At 73.6% G+C, this 13,256-nt stretch carries 13 protein-coding genes and 1 pseudogene; 8 read left to right on the top strand and 6 right to left on the bottom strand.

Annotation, left to right across the window (positions count from 1 at the left end; genetic code table 11):
- Positions 1-73 precede the first annotated feature (73 nt).
- The 5 genes from ABT106_RS17480 (at position 74) to ABT106_RS17460 (ending at position 5,346) form a co-directional block, all read left to right on the top strand.
- Positions 74-1,408, top strand: a complete 1,335-nt coding sequence (locus ABT106_RS17480; RefSeq protein ID WP_502979406.1) for an ABC transporter substrate-binding protein — start codon at positions 74-76, stop codon at positions 1,406-1,408.
- Positions 1,409-1,415: 7 nt separating this feature from the next.
- A complete protein-coding gene (locus ABT106_RS17475) occupies positions 1,416-2,414 on the top strand; it encodes a carbohydrate ABC transporter permease (protein ID WP_502979405.1) in 999 nt (332 codons plus the stop codon).
- On the top strand, positions 2,411-3,235 hold the full coding sequence (locus tag ABT106_RS17470; RefSeq protein ID WP_351277910.1) for a carbohydrate ABC transporter permease: 825 nt from the start codon (positions 2,411-2,413) through the stop codon (positions 3,233-3,235). The genes ABT106_RS17475 and ABT106_RS17470 overlap by 4 nt, the downstream gene beginning before the upstream one ends.
- On the top strand, positions 3,232-4,578 hold the full coding sequence (locus tag ABT106_RS17465; RefSeq protein ID WP_351277907.1) for a GH1 family beta-glucosidase: 1,347 nt from the start codon (positions 3,232-3,234) through the stop codon (positions 4,576-4,578). Before ABT106_RS17470 ends, ABT106_RS17465 begins: the two co-directional genes overlap by 4 nt.
- Before the next feature lie 240 nt (positions 4,579-4,818).
- Positions 4,819-5,346, top strand: a complete 528-nt coding sequence (locus ABT106_RS17460) for a MarR family winged helix-turn-helix transcriptional regulator (RefSeq protein ID WP_351277905.1) — start codon at positions 4,819-4,821, stop codon at positions 5,344-5,346.
- Between the two features lie 13 nt (positions 5,347-5,359).
- Here the strand turns inward: ABT106_RS17460 and ABT106_RS17455 are convergent, their stop codons facing one another.
- Positions 5,360-6,748: a HAMP domain-containing sensor histidine kinase gene (locus ABT106_RS17455; RefSeq protein WP_351277902.1), complete on the bottom strand. Its 1,389-nt coding sequence runs from the start codon at positions 6,746-6,748 to the stop codon at positions 5,360-5,362.
- On the bottom strand, positions 6,745-7,431 hold the full coding sequence (locus tag ABT106_RS17450; protein WP_150519499.1) for a response regulator transcription factor: 687 nt from the start codon (positions 7,429-7,431) through the stop codon (positions 6,745-6,747). Before ABT106_RS17450 ends, ABT106_RS17455 begins: the two co-directional genes overlap by 4 nt.
- Before the next feature lie 69 nt (positions 7,432-7,500).
- Between ABT106_RS17450 and ABT106_RS17445 the strand changes: the two genes are divergently transcribed.
- On the top strand, positions 7,501-8,058 hold the full coding sequence (locus ABT106_RS17445) for a hypothetical protein (RefSeq protein ID WP_351277900.1): 558 nt from the start codon (positions 7,501-7,503) through the stop codon (positions 8,056-8,058).
- A gap of 10 nt (positions 8,059-8,068) precedes the next feature.
- Here ABT106_RS17445 and ABT106_RS17440 read toward each other — a convergent pair whose 3' ends face one another.
- From ABT106_RS17440 to ABT106_RS17430, 3 genes are all read right to left on the bottom strand, one after another.
- Positions 8,069-8,716, bottom strand: a complete 648-nt coding sequence (locus ABT106_RS17440) for a class I SAM-dependent methyltransferase (RefSeq protein ID WP_351277898.1) — start codon at positions 8,714-8,716, stop codon at positions 8,069-8,071.
- Between the two features lie 170 nt (positions 8,717-8,886).
- Positions 8,887-9,765 carry a spermidine synthase gene (locus ABT106_RS17435; protein WP_351277895.1) on the bottom strand — a complete coding sequence of 293 codons (879 nt, stop codon included), beginning with the start codon at positions 9,763-9,765 and terminating at the stop codon, positions 8,887-8,889.
- Between the two features lie 34 nt (positions 9,766-9,799).
- A complete protein-coding gene (locus ABT106_RS17430; protein WP_351277893.1) occupies positions 9,800-10,207 on the bottom strand; it encodes a hypothetical protein in 408 nt (135 codons plus the stop codon).
- A 286-nt stretch (positions 10,208-10,493) separates the two neighbouring features.
- Here ABT106_RS17430 and ABT106_RS17425 point away from each other — a divergent pair, with 286 nt between their 5' ends.
- Complete coding sequence (locus ABT106_RS17425) at positions 10,494-11,819, top strand: NsdA family TPR-like regulatory protein (RefSeq protein ID WP_351277890.1); 1,326 nt, start codon at positions 10,494-10,496, stop codon at positions 11,817-11,819.
- A 25-nt stretch (positions 11,820-11,844) separates the two neighbouring features.
- On the opposite strand, the gene ABT106_RS17420 is transcribed toward ABT106_RS17425, so the two are convergent.
- Complete coding sequence (locus ABT106_RS17420) at positions 11,845-12,441, bottom strand: histidine phosphatase family protein (RefSeq protein WP_351277888.1); 597 nt, start codon at positions 12,439-12,441, stop codon at positions 11,845-11,847.
- A gap of 188 nt (positions 12,442-12,629) precedes the next feature.
- On the opposite strand from ABT106_RS17420, the pseudogene ABT106_RS17415 reads away from it, so the two are divergent.
- Positions 12,630-13,256 (top strand): annotated as a pseudogene (locus tag ABT106_RS17415) (hypothetical protein); the annotation flags it as partial.

Raw genomic sequence — 13,256 nt, 5'->3', positions numbered from 1 at the left:
ACCCCTTGACGACTGTGGGAGCGCTCCCACACTGTGTCACACGACACCCGGCACGTTTCGTCCTTCAGGGAGGATGCACATGCGAGCCCACACCCGAGCCCGAAGAACCCTTCTCACGGCAGGCACCGCGATGGGGGCGGCGGCCCTGCTGCTCGCGGGGTGTGCGCAGGACCCGGCCGAGAAGCCCGAGCCGGGAGCCCCGGCCGACGGCAAGGCGAAGACGACGCTGACCGTGGGGGTCTTCGGGGCCTTCGGCCTCCAGGAGGCCGGTCTCTACGACGAGTACACGGCGCAGAACCCCGGCATCCGCATCGAGCAGACCTCGATCGAGCGGAACGAGAACTACTACCCGCAGCTCCTCACCCACCTGGGCACCGGGAGCGGGCTCGCCGACATCCAGGCCGTCGAGGTCAACAACATCGCGGAGATCACCGCCACCCAGGCGGACAAACTGGTGGACCTGGGCAAGGCGGCGGGCGTGGACAAGTCCGCCTACCTGCCGTGGAAGTGGGCCCAGGGCACGTCGAAGGGCGGGGCGACCGTCGCCCTGGGCACCGACATCGGCCCTCAGGGCATCTGCTACCGCAAGGACCTCTTCGCGGCGGCCGGGCTGCCCACCGACCGGGCCGCGGTGGGGGCGCTGTGGGCGGGCGACTGGAACAAGTACCTGGAGGCGGGCAAGACCTACAAGGCGAAGGCCGGCGAGGGCAAGGCGTTCGTCGACTCGGCGTCGGGCGTGATGGCGGCGGTGACCGGGAGCAGCGCGCAGCGGTTCTACGACGAGCAGGGCAAGGTCGTCTACAAGACCAACCCCGCGGTGCGCGGCGCGTTCGACCTCGCGGCCTCGTTCGCGACCGAGGGGCTCAGCGCCAAGCTCCAGCAGTTCACCCCGTCCTGGGACCAGGGCTTCTCCAACGGCAACTTCGCGACCGTCTCCTGCCCGGCCTGGATGCTCGGCTACATCCAGGACAAGGCCGGTCCCGCCGGGAAGGACAAGTGGGACGTGGCGCCGGCGCCGAAGCCGAGCAACTGGGGCGGTTCCTTCCTCGTGGTGCCGAAGGCGGGCAAGCACGCTGAGGAGGCGGCGAAGCTGGTGGCCTGGCTGACGGCTCCCGCGCAGCAGGCGAAGCTGTTCGAGAAGCGGGGCAGCTTCCCGAGCGCGAGCGCCGCCTACACGCTTCCGGCGGTGTCGGGCGCGCAGCACGCGTACTTCGGGGGCGCCCCGATCGGCGAGATCTTCGCGCGGGCGGCGGAGGGGGTGCCGGTGACGGTGATCGGCCCGAAGGACCTGGTGATCGCGCAGAATCTGGCGGACATCGGGATGCTCCAGGTCGACCAGAAGGGCCGCAGCCCGCAGGAGGGCTGGGAGGCCGCGGTGAAGGCGATCGACAACGCCCTGGAGCAGTGAGGCCGCGGTGACGGACGATACGGCTGTCCTGTCTCCCTCCCCTTCCCCCTCCGCCGCCGGTGCGAAGTCGCCGGCGGCGGAGGGGGGCCGCCGGGGACAGGTGTGGCGCTCGCGCCGCTACCGGTGGGACCTGCGCTGGAGCCCCTACGCCTTCGTGGCGCCCTTCTTCCTCTTCTCCGCCGCCTTCGGGCTGTTCCCGCTGCTGTACACGGGCTGGGCGGCGCTGCACCAGGTGGAGCTGACCGACCCGGACGCCATGACGTGGGTGGGGCTGCGGAACTTCACCCGGCTGTGGGGCGACGAGTTCTTCTGGAACGCCCTGCGCAACACGGTCACGATCGGGCTGCTGTCCACGGTGCCGCAACTGGCGATCGCGCTCGGTCTGGCCCACCTGCTGAACTACCGGCTGCGGGGGTCGGCCTTCTTCCGGGTCGCCGTGCTCACCCCGTACGCGACCTCGGTGGCGGCCGCCACCCTCGTCTTCGTGCTGCTCTTCGGGCGGGACTACGGGATGGTCAACTGGGCCTTGTCGGTGGTCGGATTCGAGTCGGTGGACTGGCAGAACGGCACCTTCGCCTCCCAGTTGGCGGTCTCCACCATCGTGATCTGGCGGTGGACCGGCTACAACGCGCTGATCTACCTGGCGGCCATGCAGGCGATCCCGGGCGAGCTGTACGAGTCGGCCGCGCTGGACGGGGCCTCGCGCCGTCAGCAGTTCCTCCACGTGACCGTGCCCTCGCTGCGGCCGACGATCCTCTTCACCTGCGTGGTGTCGACGATCGGGGCGACCCAGCTGTTCGGGGAGCCGCTGCTGTTCAACGGCGGGGCGGGCGCCACGGGGGGCTCGGACCACCAGTTCCAGACGCTCGGGCTGTACCTGTACGAGCAGGGCTGGGTGAATCTGCACCTCGGGCGGGCCTCGGCCATCGCGTGGGCGATGTTCCTGATCCTGCTGCTGATCGCGGGCGCGGCACGGCTGCTGCGCGGACGGGGGGATTCCCGATGAGGGCACTGCGCGCGGGCCGGCTCACGTACGTGGTGCTCGTCCTGTTCACCGCCGGGTCGCTCTTTCCGCTGGTGTGGACGGCCATCGCGGCCTCGCGGAGCAATACGCGCCTGGCCCAGACCCCGCCGCCGTTCTGGTTCGGCGGGAACCTGTGGCGCAACCTCCAGGTCGCGTGGACCGACGCCCACATGGGCACGGCCCTGCTGAACACGGTGGTCGTGGCGGGCACGGTCGCCGCCGGCACCGTGGCGTTCTCCACGCTGGCCGGCTTCGCCTTCGCCAAACTGCGCTTCCGCGGCCGCGGGGTGCTGATGACGCTGGTGGTCGGGACGATGCTGATCCCGCCGCAGCTGAGCGTGGTCCCGCTGTACATGCTGATCGCGCAGCTGTCGTGGACGGACCGGCTCCAGGCGGTGATCCTGCCGACGCTGGTGTCCGCCTTCGGGGTGTTCTTCATGCGCCAGTACCTCTTGCAGGCGCTGCCCACCGAGCTGATCGAGGCGGCCCGGACGGACGGGGCCAGTTCGCTGCGGGTCGTGTGGCACGTGGTGTTCCCGGCGGCCCGTCCCGCGATGGCGGTCCTGGGGATGCTGACGTTCGTCATGGCGTGGAACGACTTCTTCTGGCCGATCGTCGCGCTGACCCAGAGCGGCAGCCCGACGGTGCAGGTGGCCCTGACGGGGCTGGGCCGGGGATACATCCCGGACCAGTCGGTGATCATGGCGGGCGCGCTGCTGGGCACGCTCCCGCTGCTGCTGGTGTTCCTGGTCTTCGGCCGCCAGATCGTCGGCGGCATCATGCAAGGGGCGGTGAAGGGATGACGGACGCGGAAGCCGGAGCGCGGTTCCCGGAGGGGTTCCTCTGGGGCGCGGCCACGGCGGCCTTCCAGATCGAGGGCGGCGCGGGACTGCGCGGGCCGTCCATCTGGGACACGTTCTGCCGTACGCCGGGCAAGGTGTACGGCGGCCACACCGGCGAGGTGGCGGTGGACCACCTGCGGCTGTGGCGGGAGGACGTCCGGCTGATGGCCGGGCTCGGGCTGGGGGCGTACCGGTTCTCGGTGTCCTGGCCGCGGGTGCTCTCCGGGGGGATCGGCTTCTACGACGCGCTGGTCGACGAGCTGCTCGCGCACGGGATCCGGCCGTGCCTGACCCTGTACCACTGGGATCTGCCGCAGGAGCTCGAAGCCGCCGGCGGCTGGCCGGAGCGGGAGACGGCCTACGCCTTCGCCGCGTACGCCGCACAGGTCGCGCAGGCGCTGGGCGACCGGGTGGAGCTGTGGACCACCCTCAACGAGCCGTGGTGCAGCGCCTTCCTCGGCTACGCCTCCGGGGTCCACGCCCCCGGCCGCACCTCCCCGGCCGACGCGCTGCGCGCCGCGCACCACCTCAACCTGGCGCACGGGCTGGCCGCGGCCGTGCTGCCCTCCACGGCCCGGGTCGGCATCGCGCTGAATCCGAGCGCGGTGCGGCCGCTGACCGGCTCCGCCGCCGACCTGGACGCGCGGCGACGGATCGACGCCCTCGCGAACCGGATCTTCACCGGGCCCCTGCTGCACGGCGCGTACCCGCAGGACCTGATGGAGGACACGGCCTCCGTGACGGACTGGTCCTTCGTGCGCCCCGGCGACGAGGCGCTGATCCATCGGCCGTTGGGCTTCCTCGGCGTGAACTACTACACCCCGGCGGTGGTCTCGTCGGCCCCGGACCGCGTCGGCCCGCGCGCCGACGGCCACGGAGCCACGGCCCACTCCCCCTGGCCGGCCGCGGACGACATCGCCTTCCACCAGCCTCCGGGCGAACGGACCGACATGGACTGGTCGATCGACCCGACCGGCCTGTACGACCTGCTGCTGCGCTTCGCCAGCGAGGCGCCGGGGCTGCCGCTCATGGTCACCGAGAACGGCGCGGCCTACGCCCCGGAACTGCACGACCCGGCGCGCATCGGCTACTTGGAGGCCCATCTCGCCGCCGTCCACCGCGCCTTGGAGGACGGCGCCCCGGTCGAGGGCTACTTCCTCTGGTCGCTGCTGGACAACTTCGAGTGGTCCTACGGCTACAGCAAACGCTTCGGCATCGTCCACGTCGACTACGACACCCAGGTCCGCACCCCGCGCTCCAGCGCCCGCTGGTACGCCCGGCTGGCCCGGACGGGAGCCTTGTAACCACGGGCGCCGGACTTCGGGCCCGGGGCGGCCCGGGGCCGGCCGGTCCGGGGCCCGGCCCCCGGAGCGGTGGACCGGTTCTCCGGCCGCACTCACGGCGCCGCCGCAGCCGCCGGTGACGAGGATCGACATGACCGTCTCCCTTTCCCTGACTCAATTCCCTAGACTGGACAGGTGACACAGATTCTGTGTGACACATTCCCTGCGTCACACAGATAAATTTGGAGCATGGAGAAGTCGATGTCAACGCATTTCCCCCCTTCGGGTGAGGCATGGAGCCGCGCCGAGCTGCTCGCGCGCATCGTCACCGAGAGCCGGCGGCACCACGCCGACTACGCGCTGCTCAGCCAGGCGATGGCCGACCACGTCGGCCTGCACCCCACCGACCTGCAGTGCGTCACCCTCCTCGACAGGGAGCCGGGCCCGGTCAGCACCGGCGACATCGCCCGCCTCACCGGCCTGACCTCGGGCTCGGCCACCCGGCTCGTCGACCGCCTGGTCAAGGCGGGCATCGTCGAGCGGCACGCCGACCCGAACGACCGCCGGCGCTCCCTCGTCACCCTCGCGCCCGAGGCCCGCGAACGCATCGGCGCGGCCTGGGACGCCCCCGGCCGCGCCTTCGGCGCCGTACTGGAGGGTTACTCCGACGCCGAACTCACCGTCATCGCCGACTACCTGCACCGCGCGGCGGAAGTCGGCCGGGCCCAGGCCGTACGCCTGGACTCAGCCGGCGCCACTGGCACCCCTGGAACCACCGGCACCGGCTGAGGGAACGAGCCGGTCAGGCGCCGCGCCGCTTGCGCCGGCCGCGCCGGACCCGCGGACCGCCCGGGCCGCCCCGGGTCCGCCCGTCCAGCGCGATCCACACCCGGATCTCGGTCCCGCCGAGCACCGAGCGCCCCAGCCGTACGTCGCCCCCGGTCGACTCCGCGACCCGGCGCACGATGTCCAGGCCGAGCCCCGTCGAGCCGTCGCGGCCCCCGTCGTTGCCGCGGCGCAGGGCGGCGTCCGGGTCGGCGATGCCGGGTCCCGCGTCCGAGACGAGCACGATGACCGCGTCCGGGGTGTCGTGGACGTCCACCGCGAACGGGGTGCCCTCAGGGGTGTGCCGGAAGACGTTGCCGAGCATGGCGTCGAGGGCGGCGGCCAGTTCGGGCCGCGCGACGGGGATCCGTACCGTACGGTCCACGCCCGCCAGCCGCACCTCGCGGCCCTCGTCCTCCGCCAGCGCCGACCAGAAAGCCATCCGGTCGCGAATCACCTCCGAGGCGTCGCAGCCGGCGCCGGCGCCCGGCCCGGCCGGGCCGGTGGCGGGGCGCTGCTCGCGGGCCGTACGGATGATGGTGTCGACCTCCCGCTCCAGCTGCTCCACGGCGGCCCGGGTCTGCTCGGCGGCCGGGCCGTCGCCGAGCGAGGCCGTGTTGAGCCGCAGCACCGTCAGCGGTGTCCGCAGCCGGTGCGAGAGGTCGGCGGCCAGCTCCCGTTCGTTGGCGAGGAGTTGCACCACCTGGTCCGCCATGGCGTTGAACGCGACGGCCGCCGAGCGGAGTTCCTTCGGGCCGTCCTCCGGAACCCGCGCCCCGAGCCGTCCCTCGCCGAGCTGGTGCGCGGCGTCCGCGAGCCGCTCGGCGGGCCGGACCAACCGGGCCCCGAGCCGGTCGGCGACGCCCACCGAGCCCACGATCAGGGCCAGTCCGACGCCCGCGAGCACCACCCAGGCGGTGGTGACCCCGTTGCTGACCTCGCTCTCCGGCACGAGGATCTCCACCACCGCGATGTCCCCGGAACCGAGCGCGGTGGGCTGGAGCAGCGCCGAACCCCCGCCCGGCACCGTCGCCGTCGTGGCCCGGCCCATCCGCCGGGTCTCGGCGACGACCCGCTCGCCCGCCCAGCCGTCGCCGATGTCCGCGGGCGGGCTGTCGCCGATCGCGGGCAGGTGGACGGCCATCCGCCCGGCGGCGCCCATCTGCGTGGTCTCCACGGCCTTGCGCAGCTGTGCCGGGTCGGTGGTGATGGAGAGGGTCGGCCCGATGGTGGCGGCCTGCCGTTCGGCGTTGGAGAACGCCCGGTCGCTGGCCATCTCCTGGACCACCAGCCCCAGCGGTACGGCGAAGGCCACGACCACCATGGCGGTGACCGCGAGGCACACCTTGACCAGCGCCCACCTCACCGGGGCGGCTCCAGCTTGACTCCCACACCCCGCAGCGTGTGCAGGTAGCGCGGGCGGGCGGCGGTCTCGCCGAGCTTGCGGCGCAGCCAGGACAGGTGCACGTCGATGGTCTGGTCGTCGCCGTACGACTGCTGCCAGACCTCGGCGAGCAGCTCGCGCCGGGCCACGACCACCCCGGGCCGCCCGGCGAGGAAGGCCAGCAGGTCGAACTCCCGCCGGGTCAGGTCCAGTACGGCGCCGTCCAGCTCGGCCTGGCGGCGCAGCGGGTCGATGGCCAGGCCGCCGACGCGCAGCACCCGCGAGGGCGGTTCGGCGGCGGCCGCCTGCGAGCGGCGCAGTACGGCGGCCATCCGGGCGGAGAGGTGTTCCACGGAGAAGGGCTTGGTGAGGTAGTCGTCGGCGCCGTCGTTGAGCAGGCGGACGATCTCCGCCTCGTCGTCGCGCGCGGTCGCGATGATCACGGGGACGTCGGTGATGCCGCGCAGCATCTTCAGGGCCTCGGACCCGTCCAGATCGGGCAGCCCGAGGTCGAGGATGACCACGTCGAAGCGGTGGTGGGCGACCTCGCGCAGGGCCTCCAGGGCGGTTCCGACGCTGCGCACGGTGTGCGATGCCTCGGTCAGGTGCCGGATGAGGGCGGAACGTACGAACTGGTCGTCCTCGACCACGAGCACACTTGCCATGGGCCGCACCGTAGTCCATTCGGGGGACCCGGGGAGGTGCCGGGCGCCTCTTGGGGCGGGTGGTGCAGTATGTGCTCGATGCTACGAGGACTTGTACATGCCATGGCGTGGACACTGGCGACCGGGGCCGCGGTGACCCTGTCGTGGTGGGGCGTGCACACCGTCATGTCGGGCACGGCCTACGATCCGCCGCTCGCGGTGCCGCTGACCACACGGCCGCTGTCCTCGTCCACGCACCGGGACCAGCCGGACCCGCCGTCCCCGGAGGCGTCGCCCACCCCCGCCCCGTCGCCGTCCCCCAGCGCGTCCGCCTCGGCCACGCCGGGCGCCACCACGTCCTCCCCGGCCAGGCCGTCCCCGAAGCCGCCGGGCGGACGGCAGCCGCGGCAGCCGGACGGGGACGCCGGCACGGTGAAGTCGTACACCGTCTCCGGCGGCCGGGTCGTCTTCGGCCTCGGGCCCTCCTCGGCCGAACTGGTCTCCGCGACCCCGGCGGCCGGCTGGCGGATGCAGGTGTGGAAGCAGGACCTGTGGATGCGGGTCACCTTCACCCGGGACGGCCGCGAGGTGTCGGTGTTCTGCACCTGGCACGACCATCCCCCGCGGGTCGAGATCGTCGACCCCTAGAAGGGGTCCGTCAGGACGCCGTCCCGGCGGCCGGGACGTTGCCCACCAGCACGAACTCGTTGTACGGGAAGACCTTGCCCATCGGCCGGCCGAAGGGGAAGGAAAAGGTGCGCAGGACGGAGATGCCGGCCCGGTCCGCGTGGCGGCGCAGTTCCTCGAAGCCGACCCAGCGGATGTGGGTGGCGTCGGACCGGAAGCCGACCTCCTGCGGGGTGATCATGACGACCTTGCCGCCGGGCGCCACGAGCGGGAGGTACTGCTCCAGCAGCTTCGCGGCTGTGTCCTCGTCGACGTGCTCCAGCACGTGCGCGACGAGCAGGCTGTCGAACGAGCCCGGACCGCAGTCGGGGGCGGTGGCCAGCTCGTCGGGGGTGTAGGCGTTCAGACCGCGCTCGCGGCAGGTCCGCACCGAATGCGGGTTGTGGTCGACGCCGACGCTGTCGGGGCCCAGGTTGAGGAGGTTGCGCCCGAGGCCGCACCCGATGTCGAGGACCCGTCCCAGCCGAAGCCTGCGCAGGTTCCACCGGTACGGCGCCTGCGTGGGCAGCAGGCGCTTGATCCCCGACTGTTCCAGGCGGGCGAGCCGCTGTGTGTAGTCGGGGGTGGCGGTGCTGGGCGCGGGTGCAGATGAACCGGGCTCAGCAGGCAATTCGGACATCGTCTGCCGTCTCCTGACGCGTCGTAGAGGGGCACCCCTCCGAGGTTCTCCAAGGCTACGCACGATCGGGCCAGAGCCAACACTTGGCAAACAGAAACCCTCGGCACGCACATCCGCATCCGGTCCGGAACGCAACGGGCGAGCGCACGGCCGGTGACCGGACGATCGCCCTACCGGAACACCGAAGGCGGCGGCTCCGGGGAGGCTACCGCCGAGGCGTCGTGTACGGGAAGGGCTCCGCCGGCGAAGTCCGCGAGGGCCCGCCCGTGCTCGACCCGCCCCGGGTGCGGATCGCTCGCCACCCGCCGGGTGAACTCCGCGACGGGCAGCTCCCGGTCGGCGGCCACGAGCACGGCGTTGCCGAAGCGCTTCCCGCGCCACACCACCGGGTCGGCGGCCAGCGCCAGCTGCCCGAAGCGGGACGCAGCCGTCGCGATCTGGCCCCGCAGGAACGCCAGCGGCGGTCCGTCCGCGAGGTTCGCCGCGTACCAGCCGCCGGGCGCCAGCGCGCGGCGCACGTCGTCCAGGAACTCGGCGCTCGTCAGGTGGGCCGGGGTGCGCGCGCCGCTGAACACATCCGCGATCACCAGGTCCGCCCAGCCGTCCGGGACCTTGGCCAGCCCCGCCCGCGCGTCCGCCGACCGGACGCGGACCCGCGCCTGCGGGTCCAGCGGCAGGTGCTCCCGTACGAAGGCCGTCAGGGCCGCGTCGATCTCCACGACCTGCTGGCCGGACCGCGGGCGGGAGGCGGCCGTGTAGCGGGCGAGGGTGAAGGCGCCGCCGCCCAGGTGCAGCACGTTCAGCGGCTGCCGGGCCGGAGCGCAGAGGTCGATCAGGTGGCCGATCCGCCGCTGGTAGGAGAAGTCCAGGTACCCGGGGTCGCGGAGGTCCACGTGCGACTGCGGGGCCCCGTCGATCAGCAGGGTCCATCCGTCCGCGCGCTCGCGGTCGGGTTCCAGCCGGGCCAGGCCGCCGTCGACCTGTCCGACGACCGCCTCGGCGCCGCCGCGTCCGCGCTGCCTGCCCTTGCCCTTTTCCTTGCCTGCCACCCCGCCATTGTGACGGGGCGGCGGCCGTGCCCGGTCAGCGGCAGTTGTCCGCGGCCTCGATCAGCCGGGCCGCCTCGCCGAGCGCCGCGCGCAGCACCGCCGGATCGGTGACCGGCCCGACGGCCTCCGGCGGGAGCAGCCAGCCGGTACCGCCCGCGGTGGGTGCGGCGGCCTCGCCGAAGCGCATCCCGCGGCCGTTGGTCTGCGTACACGCGCTGCCCGGCAGGTCCCAGGCGTCGGCGGTGCCGGGCGGGACGAGGAAGCCGAGGGTGTCGCCCGACCCGTCGTGCAGGACCGGCCCGACGCCGTCGGCCCGGCAGGCGGCCCGGCGGATGATGTCCACCGCCTCCAGCCCCTGCCGGGTGGGCACGGTGACCAGGTCCGGCTCACCGCCCGGACCGGCGCCGGGCCCGGGCGCGGTGTGCGTTCCAGTGCTCTCCATGCCGGCCTCCACCAAGGGAACCCCTCCTCGATCCGCGTACGAGCCGGGAGCGGGGAGTAGTCGCCTCCCACTCCGCACGGGTTCAACGCACGGGAACGTCAACGGGTGCGGCACCAAGACGCCGCAAAGGATGGCAGTTCATGGCGGATCACGGGTGAGATATCCGTTTTGTAGCCAAACACCGTGTGAACACCCCGTCACTGACGGTACGTTCGTGCCCGCCGGGCCACCCCCTCCCCAGGAGGCATCCCCGGCGCTGCGTCCCTCGCCAGAGAGGCCCACGTCCATGGCGGCGTCCCCCCACTCACCCAACTCCACGTTCCGGCGGCTGCGCGGACAGCGCTCCCCGGCCGAGTTCGCGGCCCTGGTGCGCCGGTCGGCGAAGGAGATCGGAGAAACGGTTTCCTGCGACGCCCGCTACATCGGCAGGGTCGAGTCCGGGGAGATCCGCTGTCCCAATTACGCCTACGAGCGGGTCTTCCTCCACATGTTCCCCGGCCGCACCCTCGCCGACCTGGGCTTCCCGCCGCGCGAGGCCGTCCGGGGGCGCGCGGCGCACCGCGACCCCCTCTCCGTCCCCGCCCGCCACCGCCCCGGCCCCCATCCCAAGGAGAGCGACGTGCTGCGTCGCGCGTTCATGGCGGGAGGCTCCGCGACCGTGGCGGCCGCAACGCTCAGCCTCACCCTGCTCGGTGACACCCGCCGCGCCGCCCCCGCCCGCGCGGGCGAGTCCGAGGCCGCCGCCGTGGAGGACGCCGTGCGCCAGATCCGGCTGCTGGACGACCGGCACGGGGCGGACGCCCTCTACCGCCGGGCCGCCGAACCCCTGCGCACCGCGTACGCGCTGCTCGACGCGGGGGCCGCCCGCCAGTCCACCGAGGACCGGCTGCACGCGGGCGCCGGGGAGCTGGCCGTCTCGGTCGGCTGGCTGGCCCACGACTCCGGCCGCTTCGACGACGCCCGCTCGCACTACGCGGAGGCCCTGGCCACGGCCCGGGTCGCGGGGGACGCGGGTCTGGAGGCGCACGCCTTCAGCAACATGGCGTTCCTGGCGCGGGACTGCGGCCGCTCCCGCGAGTCCGTACGGGCGGCCCAGGCGGGCCGGCGCGCGGCCCGCTCCCTCGGCTCCCCGCGGCTGCTGTCGCTGCTCGCGCTGCGCGAGGCGGGGGGCTGGGCGGGGCTGGCCGACCGCAAGGCGTGCGAGGAGGCGCTGGCCCGCGCCCACACGGAGTTCTCCCGGGGCGAGGGGGATTCGGACCCCGAGTGGATGTCGTTCTTCGGCGAGGCCGAACTGGAGTCCCTGGAGGCCCGCTGCTGGGCGGCGCTCGGGGAGTACGCCCGCGCGGCCCGGCACGCCCGCCGGGCCGCGGACCTCCAGGACCCGCACTTCGCCCGGAACGTGGCCCTCTACACCGCCGAACTCGCCGGCGACCTGGCCCTCGCGGGCGCCCCGGACGAGGCCGCCTGGGCGGGCGGGCGGGTGCTGGACCTGCTCGCCGAGGTGCAGTCGACGCGGATCCGGTCGATGCTCTCCGGGACCGCCCGGGCCCTGGTTCCGCACCAGCGCTCACCGCGCGTCGGCACCTTCCTGACCCGGCACGCGGCGGTCTGAGGACGGCGGCCGCCGGGGAAGCGCGTCAGCCGTCCAGGTGTCCGGTGTCGTTCCAGCGCTCCAGCGCGGGGGCCCCGTACGCCCACCCGAGGACGGACAGCGAGGTGGGCTCCAGGCGGATGCGGGCGCCGAAGGAGGCTTCGAAGCCGAGCCAGCGAGCGGCGAGGGTGCGCAGGATGTGGCCGTGCGCGAAGACCAGGACGTCGCGCTCCGCGGCGCGCGCCCAGGCGACCACCTCGTCGGCGCGGGCGGCGACGTCGGCCACCGACTCGCCGCCCGGCACCCCGTCGCGCCAGATCAGCCAGCCGGGGCGGACCGCCTGGATCTCGGCCGGGGTCATGCCCTCGTAGTCGCCGTAATCCCACTCCATCAGCGCGTCCCACGGCTGGGCCCGGACCCCGAAGCCCGCGAGGTCGCAGCTCTCGCTCGCGCGCACGAGCGGGCTGGTGCGGACCTCCAGGCCGCGCAGGCCCGCCCACGGGTCCCGGGCCAGCCGCTCGCCGAGCAGCTTCGCCCCGCGCCTGCCCTCCTCCAGCAGGGGCACGTCCGTGCGTCCCGTGTGCTTGCCGAGCTGGGACCACGCCGTCTGGCCGTGGCGGGCCAGCAGGATGCGGGGGGCCATGTGATTTCTCCCGGTATCTGAGAGTTCGCGCGTTTTACGGTGCTTCCGTCGCCCGACCATCATCCATCACTCGAACAGCGGACCTCCCACCCCCCGCACCCCACGGGCCTCCGGCGCCCCCTGCGTCCCAGTTACCGGTTTCCGCCGTAAGTCCACGATTGTCAGTGGCGGATGGGACACTTCCGCCCGTGAGCTCCTACCCGCCCAGCGTCCCTCCGCAGAGCAGCCCGCGGCAGCCCCCGCAGCCGGCGGTCGCCCGGCCGGCGGCCCCGCGCCCGGCGACCCTGCGGCAGCGGCTCGCCGGCCTGCGCGGCCCCGCCGTCCCGCCCCGCCCGCTCGACGCCCGCGCGCTGGCGGCCCTCGCCGCCAACCCCGGCTGCGGCAGACGCGCCCTGCTCGACGGCGCCGGAGTGGACAAGACCGCGCTGGCCTCGGCGCTCGGCTCGCCCGCCGCCTTCGGGCAGTCGCAGTTCGCGATCGTCCGCGGGAACTCCTTCGAGGCCAAGGTCAAGGGCGACGGCGGAGCCGCGCTGCTGCGGCTGGTCCACGAGCACCTCGGCGCCGGCGCCGAGCCGCCCGGGCCGCACGCCCGCGTCCCCGACCTCACCACCGAGGAGAACACCGTGAGCGACAACAACCCCGCCCGTCACCTGTCCGACGCTGGCGACGCCGTCCGCGCCTTCAACCACACCTCCCGCGCCGTCGCCCGCGACTGGGAGGTCCCCAGCCACGCGTACAGCGCCCTCGGGAACCTCTCCTACATGGCCGGGATGCTGGAGCAGGCCGTCCAGCAGTCGGTCCGGCCGGTGATGCAC

It is taken from the genome of Streptomyces sp. NPDC002044 (assembly GCF_040296725.1).
Classification (GTDB): Bacteria; Actinomycetota; Actinomycetes; order Streptomycetales; family Streptomycetaceae; genus Streptomyces; species Streptomyces antarcticus.
Note: the sequence above shows the minus strand (reverse complement) of the source record. Positions and strands in the feature narration are given on the sequence as shown.

Excerpts from the sequence above, each read along its gene's own strand:
- ABT106_RS17480 (WP_502979406.1), top strand. The coding sequence starts at position 74 with ATGCACATGCGAGCCCACACCCGAGCCCGAAGAACCCTTCTCACGGCA.
- ABT106_RS17470 (WP_351277910.1), top strand. The coding sequence starts at position 2,411 with ATGAGGGCACTGCGCGCGGGCCGGCTCACGTACGTGGTGCTCGTCCTG.
- ABT106_RS17465 (WP_351277907.1), top strand. The coding sequence starts at position 3,232 with ATGACGGACGCGGAAGCCGGAGCGCGGTTCCCGGAGGGGTTCCTCTGG.
- ABT106_RS17460 (WP_351277905.1), top strand. The coding sequence starts at position 4,819 with ATGTCAACGCATTTCCCCCCTTCGGGTGAGGCATGGAGCCGCGCCGAG.
- ABT106_RS17450 (WP_150519499.1), bottom strand. The coding sequence starts at position 7,431 with ATGGCAAGTGTGCTCGTGGTCGAGGACGACCAGTTCGTACGTTCCGCC.
- ABT106_RS17445 (WP_351277900.1), top strand. The coding sequence starts at position 7,501 with ATGTGCTCGATGCTACGAGGACTTGTACATGCCATGGCGTGGACACTG.
- ABT106_RS17440 (WP_351277898.1), bottom strand. The coding sequence starts at position 8,716 with ATGTCCGAATTGCCTGCTGAGCCCGGTTCATCTGCACCCGCGCCCAGC.
- ABT106_RS17430 (WP_351277893.1), bottom strand. The coding sequence starts at position 10,207 with ATGGAGAGCACTGGAACGCACACCGCGCCCGGGCCCGGCGCCGGTCCG.
- ABT106_RS17425 (WP_351277890.1), top strand. The coding sequence starts at position 10,494 with ATGGCGGCGTCCCCCCACTCACCCAACTCCACGTTCCGGCGGCTGCGC.
- ABT106_RS17420 (WP_351277888.1), bottom strand. The coding sequence starts at position 12,441 with ATGGCCCCCCGCATCCTGCTGGCCCGCCACGGCCAGACGGCGTGGTCC.